The sequence below is a fragment of the Paenibacillus sp. FSL R5-0378 genome (genome assembly GCF_038009285.1).
In the GTDB taxonomy this organism is placed as follows: Bacteria; Bacillota; Bacilli; order Paenibacillales; family Paenibacillaceae; genus Paenibacillus_AQ; species Paenibacillus_AQ favisporus.
Map to the genome: position 1 here is coordinate 1,062,509 of NZ_JBBPAY010000001.1, position 14,677 is coordinate 1,077,185.

Consider the following 14,677-nt stretch of genomic DNA (forward strand, 5'->3'; position numbering starts at 1 on the left):
TAAAGGAATGAAGTGGGAAGGAGGAATAGGCATGATGCTGATCCAATCACCATCGGCCGAGACGTGCAGATCGTATGTCGGTAAGCACGTTTGTGCGGTTCTTAAGGATGGTACGCAAGTGTATGGCACGATTAAGGGAGTTTCGGATCATGGACTGGAGCTCGGCGACGCTGCTCCCCGTGCGACCATTCTGTCCACGAACCCCGGAAAAGCCAGCAAGCAGCTAAGCGAGCTGCAGCAAAAAGCCAAGACATCCAGCTACCCGGGATACGGTCCTTACGGCGGCTATGGCGGCCGCTACGGTTACGGTTACGGTTACCCGCCGGGATACGGGGCTTTGGCCTGGACTTCCATTGCTTTATTATTCCTGATACCGTTCCTCTTCATCTAAATAGAATAGACGATATATATACTGGCGCTTCGCTGGATGTGAACTGATCTCTGCAGACGATAGGGAATGCAGGGGTCATTTTTTTAAAAGGAAAACGGGAGACCTGTCCGTCCGCCATGGCGGGCCGAAGACCGGACGGAGTGCCTGATGGAGGCGAAAAACGTTGAAGTACTTTGATATGTTGGCTGCGCTGGGTGAAGGGGCTGCTCATCCAGGCGGCTTTGACAGCACCTTGGCACTCCTTGAGCGTGATGCCATACCGGCCGGGGCGAATATTCTGGAGGTAGGCTGCGGAACCGGAAGAACGGCCTGTCACTTGGCGAAAATGGGCTACCGGGTAACCGCTGTAGATGTACATCATGGCATGATCGGAAAAGCCCGCCGGCGTTCCGAGGCTATGGAGGTGGAGGTCGACTTCCGGATTGCGGATGCCGCCTCACTTCCGTTTGAAGCCGGCGGGTTCGATGTCGTTTTTGTCGAATCGGTTACCTTATTTGTGGACATTCCGGCTGCCTTGAAGGAATATCACCGCGTGCTCAAGGACGGCGGATTGTTATACGACCGGGAAATGGTCCGGAAGCAGGACCATCCGGGGCTGAAGGAAGCGTCGCAGGAGCTATACGGTGCCCTGGACATTCCTTCCTTGGAAGAATGGGAGCAGCTATTGAAGCAGGCGGGTTTCCGCAGTCTGGAGGCGCGGCTTCCTTCGGACCGTTTGGCTTCGCTGCAGGAGCAGGGAGTGAGCATATCCTTTGATCCATACCAAATGTTCGATATGGAGTGGCTGGACGATCCGGCAGCGCTGCAGCTGCTGCAAAGGAATCATCAGTTCTATGAAGAGTTCGGCGATGTATTGTCTTATGCAGTATGGATCGGAGGCAAGGGATTGGCGGGCGGATCAGATAGCTGAGAAGCGAGGTGAGATTCATGAAGCAGGAGTATGTTGTCGATCCTAAACAAGCGGCCCACTTGCTGGGGCAGCCGGTTTGGGTAGTGCTCAAGGATGGTACGCAGTATGTGGGCTACGTAACGGGTATTGAGAACGGGCAGGTTGTACTGTCCGCGGCCAGAGGACGGTCGAAGATGACAGGCCCGCCGACACGGGATAAAGAAGTGCAGGTATCCGGCATCTTGAGCGCTTTGTTTGGCGGCGGCCGTCAGGGAAATGCGCAGCGCCAGGCGGATGGTCAACCCGGAGGAATCATGGGCATGTTCGGCCAGATTATCCCGAATATTCGGGTGGGCATGAATATGCTGCAGATGATTATGCCCTTGATGGGGGCATTTAAAATCTAGCGGGGGCGAGCCGCACGAGATACTTTCAGGAGTTCTGTGGAACACAAGGCCATTCCGTGTGGGAATGGCTTTTTTTGTAGTTTCGCCCAGCGGGAAGCCGATGTAAAATGAAGGAAAAAGATGGTTGGAAGGGGTGTTTCGTGCATGGACACCAGAGCGTGTGGGATCGAAGAAATACGAGAACTTCTGCAGGAATACATAAAAGGTCTGTCTTCGCCGTTTGATAGCTTTCACGAGCAGTATATTCTGGCCTCGCAATTTTATATCATCCTGTCTGAAAACGCGTCGATCGGATATTACGCCATTCATGATCACAGTCTGCTGACGCAGTTTTACCTGCGGCGGCCTCACCAGAGGCATGCGCAGGTTCTGCTGCGGCAGGTGCTGGAAGAGCATCAGGTGAGTGAGGTGTTCGTATCGACGGGAGATGAGCTGCTGCTCAGCTTGGTACTGGACCATGATATGGCTATCGCCAAGCAGGCCTATTTCTTTCAGGACAGCGGGTTAGACCTGACGAGTGATCCAGGTTCGGACCCGGGCATGTTACGTCCCGCAGAGCTTGCCGATCTGGAGGACATCCAGCGGGTATGCGGAGACTTTCTGGGTTCTGTCGCATTACGCATTCAAAAGGGAGAGCTCTTTTCCCTTTATCGTGGCAGTGAGCTGCTGGGAGTCGGCATTGTGGAGCGCTCGGTCTTGATCGAAGGCACCGCCAGTATCGGTATGTTTACGAACGAGTCGTACCGCCATCAGGGAGTAGGGCGAAAGATTATTTTGTGGCTGAAAGCTTGGTGCCACGCACAGGGAATCCGGCCGCTAAGCGGCTGCTGGTATTACAACGAGGCGTCCAAGAGGACGCTGGAAAGCGCAGGGATGGTGACTCGGACCCGGCTGCTGAGGATGAAGGTTGTGGGGGAGGAGGGGTAAATGGAAAAAACGGCCAAGGATGTTGGCCGTTTTTTTGTGTGCGTTATTCGCCTTCGGAAATGGGGTTTGGGTCGAGGTTGGGGCCAGAAATTGTGACTAAAAGCGTCTTTGGTGATGAGATGTTCCCCGCTAGATCCTTCAAACCAGAGATTGTTAACTGAAATATACCACCCTGATTCTCAGAGAATTCGCTATTGTTTATTGTTATTGTAAATTGTTTTACTCCTTGTTGTGGATCAGAGACGACTATTTCATTTTCTTCAAAATTATAGACATTCTTGCTGTCTCCCTCGAAGACACCGGTAGGTGAGTAGATTATTTCAGCTTGGATTTCATCCTCATCCTGATACAACTCTTGATCTGCCGTTACTGTGAAAACACCGTCTTGGTATGTCACGCCAGTAACCGTCGGGGCTGTGAAGTCAAAATGGATTGGCAAATCAACATGACCTAACTCTTGTTGAGTTTCTTCCTCTCTACTGTAACTCTTTAGGGTAAACCGCAAATCAGCTTTTGTTGTTTCATTGGCCTCTTCGGTTGCCCGGACATGCAACCCATTTTCAGTAGGCTCAATAGAAATTACGGAAGATTCAGAGCTTACTTCCAATGTGCCTACCCGATTGTCACCTTCAAAGACTTTGAAATTGTGTTGCGTTGAATTATAGATCATATCCAAAGACTTACCGTGCCACTTTATCTGAATCCAATCGTTAATATTTCTGTTTGTTCTTGAAGGAGTATCCGTATTGAAAAAATTTTTAAGTACGGCACCTTCCTTACCTAAAAGGAAGGAGGATTCTTCTTCATTCGTTAAGGTGATCCTGGGATTATCCTGAAGTACGATTTTAGCAGACGGCGCCGACATACGCCCGTCTTGATCTACGAAATATACTTTGTATTCTCCGACTGTCAACGAAGATGTTTGCATTTCCGTCACCTGATTCGCGTAAAGAACTGAACTCACTAACAAATCAGGCAGTGATTCTAGGTCCGTTTTGCTCGTTGGAGTTGCTGCATACGGCACCAGGTACACTTTTCCTACTTTGCTGCTGATCAATTGGATCAGATCCCCAATATTTAGTGGAGACGAAGACACCAAGGTAACCGCCGGTGCTGACGTTTCCGGCTGGCTAGGCGTGCTGCCGCCGTTATTCCCATTAGAGCCGCCCCCGCTATTACTGCTTCCGCCCGATGAAGAAGGCACAGAGGTTGCCGGAGGTGTCGAAGTGGCTGGCTTGGCCGGTTCCGGCGGCGTGGTTGGAGCTGGATCCGGCTGCGAAGGCGGCGTTTGACTGTCTATAATCTTCTTGGCGTCAAAAAAACGGCTGGCCACCAGCGCCACTTCTTCTCTTGCCGCACCGCCTTTTGGATCAAATTTGCCGTCGGTGCCTCCATTGAACAATCCGAACCCAACCGCTACGGCGACGGCATCCTTGGCATAGTCAGAAATGGAGCTTGCGTCGGAAAATTTTAAAATGGAGCCTTTCCCCTGTGCATCGACGCCCAGAGCGCGAACGAACAGGACCGCCATATCCTGGCGCGACAAATTGGAGCCGGTGCCAAAAGTTCCGTTTCCCTGCCCCTTGATCAGCCCCGCCTTGACGGCAGCCTCGACAGAAGCATAGGCATAGCTGTCTGAAGGTACGTCCGAAAAAGTCGGCGACGTTGGTGTACTGGAAACGTCCAGACCTAGTGCCTTGGCAAGGATGATGGCAAAATCCTGTCTTTCAACTTTTCCGGTAGGGTCGAACTTGCCGTCACCTTTTCCGTTAACGATGCCCTTTTCGACTAACTCGTTAATGGCATCCTTGGCGTAGGATCCGGCGATATCCGAGAACGGGGTGGTGGCGGTTTCCGCACTAACGGCGGGTACGGCGATGGCGCTGAGCAGCGCCGCGGACGAGAGGACTTTCATCAACGTATTTCTCAACATATTTCCCCCAATTGAACATGAAATAATAACCAATAAGCCTAATCTGAATTGTAGTGATTATCAGGCGTATTTCAATCAAAATTTTCGCGGTTTGAAAACTTGCCGGCAGGGCAATCCTTGAATGGACCACGGATTCAATTGTGGATTGGAATCACAGGTAAAGAGTGGGCCACCTTATAAAAGTTAGCAAATTACTTTTTATTTTTAATAATCGGAGTATAATGTTCAGTGTGAAAAATAGCACGAGCGAAAGGAGGGAGCGAAATTGGCAGATTCTTTTCCCAGCAATGACATGGAGATGGTTGTGACCTGGGGGGACTGCGATGCGGCGGGAATCTCCTATTACGCCAAAGCTTTTGATTGGTTCACGAACGGGCGCATGAGATTCATGCACGTATACGGATTTCCTTACATGGAAACCTTTCATGGTAACGGCATTTCGCTGGTTTGCCTGAAGGCGGATTGTGATTATAAAAAAATGCTCCGCCCGGAGGAGCCCGTTACGGTCCGCACGTCGCTGACAGCCCTGTCACGGAGCCGGATGACGTTCACCTATCAGGTGCTGAAGCAGGACGGAAAGCTGGCGTGCGAGGGGACGACGTCCCATACGTATGTGGATGACCAGGGTCTTCCTTTTAACGTGGAGAAGCGTTTCCCGGAGTTGTGGAAGCAGATCAGCAGCACATGGAGCGGCGCGTTGGCAGGCAAGCCATCGGCCCAAGCATAATCTACAAGCAAGGATGATATATTTTGCGGCAAAAATAGAGGGGAGGTGCTTTCGGAGTGAAGGAGCGCGTAGTGATTACAGGTATGGGGGCCGTAACCCCGATCGGCATCGGCGTGCCGGCCTACTGGGGCAATCTCTTGAAAGGAAGCAGCGGGATCGGAAGTATTACGCGGTTTGATGCCTCGGAGCTGCCGGTCAAGATCGCAGCGGAAGTCAAAGCGTTTAACCCTACGGACTACATACCGAAAAAGTTAGCCGGACAGACAGATATTTTCATGCAGTTTGCCCTGGTGGCAGCTCAGGAAGCGCTGGCGGACAGTAAGCTGGATGCGAAGCCCGAGCGGGTGGCCATCGTGCTGGGAACGGCGCTGGGAGGCATTACGACGGCAGCGGCGGCGCAGGAGCAGATGACCGGAACGGGAAGCGCCCGCGTGAGCCCGTATTTGGTTCCCAAAATCCTCGGCAACATTGCTGCAGCCCAAATTTCGATCGCATATGGCTTCAAAGGCCCGAGCTATACGGTCAACACCGCCTGCTCTTCCGGTGCGGACGCCATCGGCATGGCTTCCATGCTCCTGCAGTCCGGACAAGCGGATGCGGTCGTGGCCGTCGGAGCGGAATCCATCCTGTGCGGACTGATGGACGCCGGCCTGGCGTCGGCCCGGGCGCTGTCGACCCGGAATGACGATCCGGCCAAGGCGAGCCGGCCATTTGACCTCGATCGCGACGGGTTCGTGATGGGCGAGGGAGCCGGCGCGGTCATTCTGGAAAGGCTCGAATCGGCCGAGAGCCGGGGAGCCGGCATTAAGGCTGAGCTGCTCGCCCACGCCAACTGCTCGGACGCCTACCACGTGACTTCGCCGGAGCCTGAAGGAGCCGGGGAAGTGCGGTGCATGGAACAGGCCCTGGAACAGGCCGGGCTGACTCCGTCCGACGTGGATTATATTAACGCCCACGGAACGTCCACACCGCTAGGCGACCGAATCGAAACGAAATCTCTGAAAGCCGTGTTCGGCGAAGGGGCGGGCCGAATCCCGGTCAGCTCGACCAAGGGGGCAACCGGCCACTTGATGGGGGCGGGCGGCGTCACGGAGCTGATTGCCTGCATTCAGGCGATCCGCGAAGGGATCGTTCCGCCGACGCTCAATCACGAGCAGCCGGATCCGGAATGCGATCTGGATTATGTGCCGAATGAGGCGAGAGCGGCGAAGGTCCGTATCGCGATGTCCAATTCTTTTGGCTTTGGCGGACAAAACACGTCCCTGATCGTTGGGAAATACGAAGGAACCAATTCATGAAGCGGACGGGCAAAGGGCCTGGTTCCGCTTTTCGAAGTCTCACAAAGGTTTGATTTTAAATATGAAGGAAGGAAGTTAGATGGGTACCATGGAACAACAATTTACCTATGATGTTCGGATGTTTAAAGATACATTTGAAAATGAGTTTACGTATATCAACGGATTTATGCGGAACGTGCACCGGTTTGCCGGTCGTCCGGCCTTGACCGATCCGGTGCGGGAGCGCACCTGGACTTATGCCCAGCTGAACGGGGAGGTAAACCGCCTTGCGCATGCCCTGCTCGGAGACGGAGTCGGCAAAAATGAGGTCATTGTGTATCAGCTGCTCAACTCGGCCGAATTCGTATTCAGCTACCTGGCTCCTCAGAAAATCGGCGCGATCAACTGCCCGATCAACTTCAAGCTCTCCCCCGGAGAAACCGCGTTCATCCTCGATGACAGCAAGCCTGCCGTCTACATCTACGATGCGGAAATCAAGGAAACAGCCGAGCAGGCGCTTGCGATGGCCAAACACCGCCCCCGCCGGATCGTGATGGTCGATATGAACGGCAATCAAGAGGCACCTGCGGATCACATTACCTACAGTGAATATGTGCAGGACAAGCGGGAGCATAACCCGGACATCGAGCGGCCATCCCATATCTACGATGAAATTACACGCCTGTATACCTCGGGAACCACCGGCCAGCCGAAAGGGGTTCCAATCAACAACATCAACGACATCCTGTCCGCCCACGACGTGGCGATGCATTTTCCTCTCAACCCTACCGACAAGACGATGAATATGAGCCCTTGGTTTCACCGCGGAGGCATTCATTCCGGAGGACCGACTCCATCCCTGTATGTGGGGGCCGAAATCGTTATTCTTCGATACTTCCATCCGAAAACATGCCTGGAACTCGCCGAGAAATACAACTTGACCTTCCTGATCGGGGCGCCGCCTATGCTCAAAATGCTCTATGACGCCCAGAAGAAACACCCTGTGGACCTGTCCAAATTAAAAGGCATCGTGACGATGGGTGCGCCGCTGGAGCGCGAGGACTGCATCAAATTCCAGGAGACGCTGACGCCGAATATTTTCAATGGCTACGGCACGTCAGAAGCGTTCTGGAACACGTTCCTCCGTCCTTACGATCTGCCGGAAATGGCGGGATCGGCCGGACGTTCCTGCACCGACGACGATGTCGCGGTCGTTAAGGTTTACCCGGACAGACGGGCGGAACCGGATGAGGTCGTGGCCCGCGATGGCAGCGAGGTCGGCGAGATCATCGTCAAGTCTCCGGGCAAATCCACGTATGCCTATGTGAACAACCCGAATGAAAGCGAGCGGGTCTTTTATAAAGGCTGGGTGTACATCGGGGACATGGGAACCTGGGACGAGAATGAGTTCGTAACCGTGGTCGGCCGTAAAAATGACATGATCGTCTCCTCGGGTGAAAATATCCACCCTGTGCAGATCGAAGAAATTCTGAACCAGCACCCGAAAGTGAAGGAGTCGGTCGTCGTCGGCGCGCCGGACGAGCTGCGCGGCGAATCGATCGTCGCTTACGTGATCAAGGAGGATCCGGAGCTGACAGCCAAAGAACTGAACAAGTACTGCAGCGATCATCCGATGCTGGCCAATTACAAGAAACCGCGCTTCTACCGGTTCATTGACGAGCTGCCGTATACCGCAACCGGCAAGAAGAAGCATTTTGTCGTGAAGCAGATGGCGGTAGAGGACCAGAAGAACGGATTGTTTGAGAGACAATAAAGATGGGCAGAAAACGTTGTTTACGGTTCGTTATTAAAAAATAAGCTTCGGTGAAAGGGCACCCTTCAGGGTGTCCTTTTTTTGCTGCCTTCGGCCAGCCATAGGGGAAAGGCGAACCTGCTTGGGTGAAGGAGAAGGTGGATGGCGGTTGGAAATGCCGCCGAACGTCGAACCGAAATGAGGAACCACAGATACGGCTTAACTACGGGTGCCAGCAGTAATGCAGAGAGAGGCCTACTTTCTGAAGGTAAAACGGTTGTCGGCCTAACCTTTTACTCTTATAATATGGTAATACGGTAATCAGATAAAGAATGAAAGCCACACAACAAGGAGAACGAGATGAAGCGAATAGCGATTGCAGGCAGCAGCGGAGGCAACCTGTTTAACCTCGGCGGCAAGGATCCCGAGAAACTGATCGGGGAGATCAAGGCGCAGTGTCAGAGCGCAGGCGTGGACATCGGCCTCGTGCAGTTCATTGCCGCATCCGAATCGATGGACGTCGCCAAGGACCACACCGCCGCCGTGCTGTACGGATGGAATGAGGATGAGCAGCGTCTGGCGAAGCGGTACGAAGGGACGCTGAAAGATACGAATGAGACGGCGGCGGAAGCGGATGCGGAGCTGGCAGACCGGATCCGGTCCGGCGGCATCGACGGGCTGATCGTGATGAGCGCCGATCCGCAAGGGTCCAACCGGCAGGCGGTGCAGGCCGCGGCTGAGGCGGGCATTCCCGTCGTGGGAACCGGCGGAACATCCATGGCAATGATCAGCTCCAAGGGAGCGAACGTCATCGCTACGTCGGGCACGACTGGAACAACGAACCGGACGCGGGCCGTTTCATTTATGACGTCCCTGTGCAAATACTGGGGGATCAAATATATCCCGGTGCTCGGAAGCGCCGGGGACAAGTCCGCCGCACCTGCGGGGAACCCGCTGCGGCGGATCAACTTGAAGGGCATCATGCAGTCCTCGCTGCCGGGCTTCATCGCCATGGCAATCGTGCTGGCGATCAGCCAGATCCCGGCGCTGAAGGGGCTCAGCGAGGTGTTCGACCTGATGCTCAAGGCGCTGCCGGTCGTACTGGCGGTCGTGGCGGCCAAGCAGATTTCCGACATGGACGAGGTGTCGATTGTCGCAGGCGTCATCGCCGGGGTGCTGTCAGTGAACGGCGGCATTATCGGGGGTATTATCGGCGGGATTGGCGCCGGCCTGCTGGTGCAGTATTTATTTGTCAAATGCGTGCAGTGGAAGTTTCCGATGACGACGGTCAACATCGTGGCCGGGGGATTGGCAGGCCTCATATCCGGATTGATCATGTACTATTTGATCGCCCCATTTGCCCTGCAGCTCGGCGAGTTCATTAAATACATTATCAATCAGGCGATTTCGTTTAATCCGATCATCGCAGGCGTGGTCGCAGGCCTTCTGATCTGGCCGGCGATTATCGGCGGCGTGTATCACGCGGCGATTCTGCCGATCGTCCTGCTGGAAATGGAGAAGACCGGCAACAGCTTCCTGGGGGCCATCGACATGGTCGGACTCGTGATGGTCTCCGCGGGAATCACCCTGGCCAACATCATCGCTCCGCGGGACCGGGGAGAGGCGGCAGTGGCCGCGCCAGGCTTTCTGATCAACATGGGCTTCGGCACCTTTGTTGAGGCGGCGTACCCGTTTATGTTCTCGAACAAGGTCGTCTTCGCGGGCGCCATCGGGGCGGCCGGCGTCGGCGGGGGACTGGTGGGACTGTTTAATGTGCGCGGAACGGCGTATGTTCCGTCCTTTATGGGGCCGTTTCTGTCCAACAACGTGGTCGGCTTTGCCGCTGCTATGCTCGTCGCGCTGATTCTGGCCATGCTGGTGACGCTGGTGGCGAACAAGGCGTGGAGAACGGGCCGAAAGTCCGAACAGAAGCCGGAAATCGAGGCGTCAGCCTAACATTGGCCGAGGATGGAACAGCGTTATCATTTCAATTGTGGTTCATCGAGGAAGGTTTAACACGGAGAAGGCAATTTTCCAAGGAAGGTAAAGCAGGTAATCAGTACACTGAGCAGAAAGAAGCCCTAATCCCCTCTACAAGGAGATTAGGGCTTTCCTGTTATCCTTTTGTTATCACCTTCGCAACAACTGGGACAAGACAGGTTAACGGTCGACAAGGTATCCAATGATTAAAACAACTACGATGAGCAGAATGATAAGTGCCAGTCTCTTTCGCAAGTCATACCATCTCCCTTGTTAATGTAATAAACAACTTCACTCTTCACCCGGTCGAACACCAATAGACTCAACCATCACCCTATACTCTGTAGATTACACATAGATCGGTCCGACATCCATTTTTTCCAAGGTAACATGGGGCCGGTCCGCCGCAGCCGGTATGGTATGATAAACAAAATAACAACCGACCCGTGGAAAGGAGGACACTCACATGAACGAAAAGGACGCTGCCATCTTGCAGCATCTCGTCGAAGAGCAAAGCTTGACCAAAGCGGCGGAACGCCTGTACATGACGCAGCCGGCACTGACCTACCGGATTCAGCTGCTAGAGCGGGAGTTTGGCGTGCCTCTGATCGTCAAACACGCCAAAGGGACGTACCTGACGCCGGAAGGCGAAGCGCTGGCGGCTTACGCGAAGAAGACGCAGGACGAGCTGAACCATATGAAGGATTATCTCCTGAATATGCGCAGCCGGGTGAAGGGGACGCTCCGGCTCGGGGTCGCCAGTTATTACGGCCTCTACAAGCTCCCGCCGCTGCTCAAGAAGTTCAGGGACCTGTATCCCGAGGTGCATTTCAGCGTCACCTGTGCGCTCAGCCCCGAAATTGTCGACTCGCTGATGGAGCAGGAGATTCATGTGGGCATCGTCCGCGGCGATTATCCATGGGTGGAATCCCGTTTCCTGCTGCATGATGAGCCGATTTGCCTGATCTCCAAGGAGCCGATCGATCTGGCCATCCTGCCGGAGCTGCCGCATATCCACTACAGCGAGCCGAAGGCCAAGGCCGCCCGCCAGGTATCCTCCCATTTTGGGCAGACGATTCGGGCCTGGTGGCACGAGCATTACGACACGCCGCCCACCATCGCCATGCAGGTGGATGCGTATGAGACATGCAAGGAAATGGTCAAGCACGGGCTGGGCTATTCCATCGTGCCGGGCGTGTTCGTCTCGCCGGAGGACGGCTTGTACACGCTGGAGCTTAAGCTGAAGAACGGGGAGCGGATCCGGCGCAACACCTGGATGCTGTACCGGGAGCCTTCGCTCGAGCTGGCCATCGTGGACCGGTTCGTCGATTTTATGAAAACGGAACATCCGTCTTAACGAAGTCCTGCCTGGGTATCGGGCGGGGCTTCTTTTTATCCAATCTGAATGAAACGAAACGCTACATAAAAATTCTTTAGGTCCAGCGCGAAAAAATCTTGATTGTACATCTTCCTGCGGCTGCCCTTATTATTTAATACATATTAATGCATAAATATACGAAACAATGCCGGAACCAATGACGGCTTCATGAACATTTATATCGACAGGGTGGGATAGCCATGAGTGCACAGCAAGAAAAAGAACCAAAACAGCAGCTGATTCAGGCAGTTGACGCGCGTGACGCCATGCTGCGGGAGATTTCGCTGAAAATCCATGCCAATCCGGAGCTGAGCTTCCATGAGCATCAGGCGCAGCAGTGGTTGACCGAGCCGCTGGCCGAAGCGGGATTTACCGTAGAAAAAGGCATCTCCGGACTGGAGACCTCCTTTCGCGCAACCTGGGAAGGAACACCGGGCGGACCGACGATCGCTCTGCTCGCCGAATATGACGCGCTGCCGGGCATCGGCCACGCCTGCGGGCATAATCTGATCGGAACGGCTGCCGTTGGAGCGGCTCTGGCGCTGAAGGATACATGCCCGGAGCTCCCGGGCAAAATCGTGGTGCTGGGCACCCCGGCCGAAGAGGAGGGCGGCGGCAAGATCATCATGTGCCAGGACGGTGTCTTTGATGACGTTGACGCGGCCATGATGGTTCATCCGCAGAACAAAACGATGGTGCTGCGCGGAGCGCTCGCCTGCGTGGATGCGACCTTTACCTTCCACGGGAAGCAGGCGCATGCCTCCTCCTCGCCGGAAAAGGGCATCAGCGCGCTGGATGCGCTGGTTAACGCGTATGTGGCGATCAACTCGCTGCGGCAGTTTATGAAAGAGGACGTGCGGATACACGGCATCATTACGAAAGGCGGGGACGCGCCCAACGTCGTGCCGGAACTGACCGAGGCGGTGTTCATCCTCAGGGCTTCCACCGTTCAGGAGCTGGAGACGGTCAGGGAAAAAGTGTACCGCGCCGTCCGATGCGCAGCCGAAGGCGTCGGTGCTACCGTGGACATCGCCGAGGGGCTGATTTATGCAGAGCGCAACAACAACAAGGCGCTGGCCGGGTTGTTCGCCCGCAATCTGGAGGACCTCGGCATTGAAGTGAACGACCCGCCGGAGAAAGGCGGAGTCGGATCGTCGGACATCGGCAACGTCAGCCAGATGACTGCCGCAATCCACCCGTATATCCGGCTTGGTGACGCTACGACGCATACGCCGGAATTCGCTGCGCTGGCCGGTTCGGAGGAAGGCATGATCGAATTGAACCGTGCGGCCAAGGCGCTGGCGCTGACGGCTTACGATTTGTGTACCGACAAGGAAGCGCTGCGCGAGGTCCGCAGCGAATTTGAGCAATGGAAAGCGTAGAGAAACGAGGGATAGACCGATGAACACCACTAATACTGCATCCCGCAAATGGTTGAAAATGCCTCATACGTATGTCATTTTGATTTTCCTTGTGCTGGTGGCCACGGCGCTCACCTACGTCATTCCGGCCGGGGAGTTCGACCGGGCCGAGGACAAGGCGACAGGCAAATCCCTGGTCGTTCCCGGTTCCTACCACCAGGTGGAGGCCAGTCCGGTTAGCATCGTCAGCATACCGAAGGCGATTGTGCACGGGCTGATCGACTCGGCGGATGTCGTTTTCTTTATCCTGATTATCGGTGGCACCTTCGAAATTATTTCCTCCACGGGGACGATCGAAGCCATTACCGGCCGGGTCGCCAAAAGGTTTTCGAACAAGGGCCGCTGGGTCATCCCGATCTTTATTACGCTCTTCTCGGTCGCCGGCTTCACGATGGGGATGTCGACCGAGGTCATGGTTTTCGTGCCGATCGGCATCGCCATTGCCCGGGCGCTCGGGTTTGACGCCCTGACGGGCACCGCGATGATCTCCCTCGGCGCCTCATGCGGGTTCACCGCAGGGATTCTGAACCCGTTCAATGTGGGTTTGGCGCAGGCCATCGCCCAGGTGCCGATGTTTTCGGGTGCTTGGCTGCGGATCATCCTGCTCGTGTGCCTGATTACGGTTACCAGTCTGTATATTGTCCGGTACGCCGGTAAAGTGAGGAAAAATCCGGAGCGCAGCCTTGTCCAGGATTTGGAGAAGGATGCGGACAAGCAGGAGCTCGACTTCTCCAAGCTGCCTCCCATGCAGCTTAAGCATTATTTGACCATCGCCACCGTTGTGATCGGGTTTGCCTCCCTGATTTGGGGCGTATCGAAAAAGGACTGGTGGATGGAGGAGCTCGCCGCGCTGTTTCTCACCATGGGCATCGTGTCCGGCTTCTGCGCCGGTTACGGTCCGAGCCGGATCGCCTCGGAATTCGTTAAAGGCGCCAAGTCGATTACGTATGGCGCACTGATCATCGGTTTTGCCCGGGGAATTATGGTCGTGCTGGACCAAGGCGACGTCATCGATTCGATCGTAAACGGGTTGGCCGTTGTGGTCGGCGAGCTGCCGGGATCCGTTCAAGTGCTCGGCATGTACGTGTTCCAGAACGTAATGAACGTCTTTATTACGTCCGGAACCGGGATGGCAGTGACGACGATGCCGATCATGGTGCCGCTGTCGGATATTCTGGGCGTTACCCGCCAAACGACGGTGCTCGCCTTCCAGCTTGGGGACGGAATCACGAACATGATTCTGCCAACGTCCTCGGCGCTGATGGGAAGCCTGGCCGTATCCGGCATCGCATATCAAAAGTGGGTGAAATTTTTCTGGCCCCTGATGTGCATGTGGATCGCTATTGGGGCGATTCTGATCGTGATCGCTAACATCATCAAATACTAGCCTTACAGAAGCGGATCGCCGTGTCTGTGCCAGGGCAAAATCCGCAAGGAATCCAATCGTACCGCCGTGCCAACCGCATGGAGGTGCGATTTTTCTTTCTTCCCATGGGTCCGGAATTGGACTAACATGAAAGATAGCTGAAACTGCCGCAGGCAGGGTTCACCGGACGGCACCCTGCGGCCGGGGGTTTCAATCTCAGACATCCGG

Annotated in this window: 12 protein-coding genes; 11 read left to right on the plus strand and 1 reads right to left on the minus strand. The window is 55.0% G+C overall.

Features of this window, described 5'->3' with window-relative positions:
• The first annotated feature begins 31 nt into the window (after positions 1-31).
• From MKY74_RS04710 to MKY74_RS04725, 4 genes are all read left to right on the plus strand, one after another.
• On the plus strand, positions 32-391 hold the full coding sequence (locus tag MKY74_RS04710; protein WP_244169309.1) for a hypothetical protein: 360 nt from the start codon (positions 32-34) through the stop codon (positions 389-391).
• Positions 392-554: 163 nt separating this feature from the next.
• Positions 555-1,301: a class I SAM-dependent methyltransferase gene (locus MKY74_RS04715; protein WP_076172203.1), complete on the plus strand. Its 747-nt coding sequence runs from the start codon at positions 555-557 to the stop codon at positions 1,299-1,301.
• Positions 1,302-1,318: 17 nt separating this feature from the next.
• Positions 1,319-1,687: a hypothetical protein gene (locus MKY74_RS04720; protein ID WP_076172201.1), complete on the plus strand. Its 369-nt coding sequence runs from the start codon at positions 1,319-1,321 to the stop codon at positions 1,685-1,687.
• A 144-nt stretch (positions 1,688-1,831) separates the two neighbouring features.
• Complete coding sequence (locus tag MKY74_RS04725) at positions 1,832-2,614, plus strand: GNAT family N-acetyltransferase (protein WP_076172199.1); 783 nt, start codon at positions 1,832-1,834, stop codon at positions 2,612-2,614.
• A 43-nt stretch (positions 2,615-2,657) separates the two neighbouring features.
• On the opposite strand, the gene MKY74_RS04730 is transcribed toward MKY74_RS04725, so the two are convergent.
• Positions 2,658-4,547, minus strand: coding sequence for an S-layer homology domain-containing protein (locus MKY74_RS04730; protein ID WP_076172197.1), 1,890 nt, complete (start codon positions 4,545-4,547; stop codon positions 2,658-2,660).
• A 265-nt stretch (positions 4,548-4,812) separates the two neighbouring features.
• Between MKY74_RS04730 and MKY74_RS04735 the strand changes: the two genes are divergently transcribed.
• From MKY74_RS04735 to MKY74_RS04765, 7 genes are all read left to right on the plus strand, one after another.
• The gene (locus MKY74_RS04735) at positions 4,813-5,274 is read left to right on the plus strand and encodes an acyl-CoA thioesterase (RefSeq protein ID WP_084203963.1); all 462 of its coding nucleotides are present in this window, start codon (positions 4,813-4,815) and stop codon (positions 5,272-5,274) included.
• 56 nt (positions 5,275-5,330) lie between these two features.
• Positions 5,331-6,572, plus strand: coding sequence for a beta-ketoacyl-ACP synthase II (gene fabF, locus MKY74_RS04740; RefSeq protein ID WP_076172195.1), 1,242 nt, complete (start codon positions 5,331-5,333; stop codon positions 6,570-6,572).
• Positions 6,573-6,651: 79 nt separating this feature from the next.
• Positions 6,652-8,325, plus strand: coding sequence for a class I adenylate-forming enzyme family protein (locus MKY74_RS04745; protein WP_244169308.1), 1,674 nt, complete (start codon positions 6,652-6,654; stop codon positions 8,323-8,325).
• A 339-nt stretch (positions 8,326-8,664) separates the two neighbouring features.
• Positions 8,665-10,260 (plus strand): PTS sugar transporter, encoded by a 1,596-nt coding sequence (locus MKY74_RS04750; protein ID WP_076172193.1) that lies wholly within the window; start codon positions 8,665-8,667, stop codon positions 10,258-10,260.
• A 490-nt stretch (positions 10,261-10,750) separates the two neighbouring features.
• Entirely contained in the window at positions 10,751-11,641 is an 891-nt protein-coding gene (locus MKY74_RS04755) for a LysR family transcriptional regulator (RefSeq protein ID WP_076172190.1), read from the plus strand.
• A 221-nt stretch (positions 11,642-11,862) separates the two neighbouring features.
• Positions 11,863-13,044, plus strand: coding sequence for a M20 family metallopeptidase (locus tag MKY74_RS04760; RefSeq protein ID WP_076172188.1), 1,182 nt, complete (start codon positions 11,863-11,865; stop codon positions 13,042-13,044).
• 19 nt (positions 13,045-13,063) lie between these two features.
• Entirely contained in the window at positions 13,064-14,470 is a 1,407-nt protein-coding gene (locus tag MKY74_RS04765; RefSeq protein WP_076172185.1) for a YfcC family protein, read from the plus strand.
• The last annotated feature ends 207 nt before the right edge of the window (positions 14,471-14,677 follow it).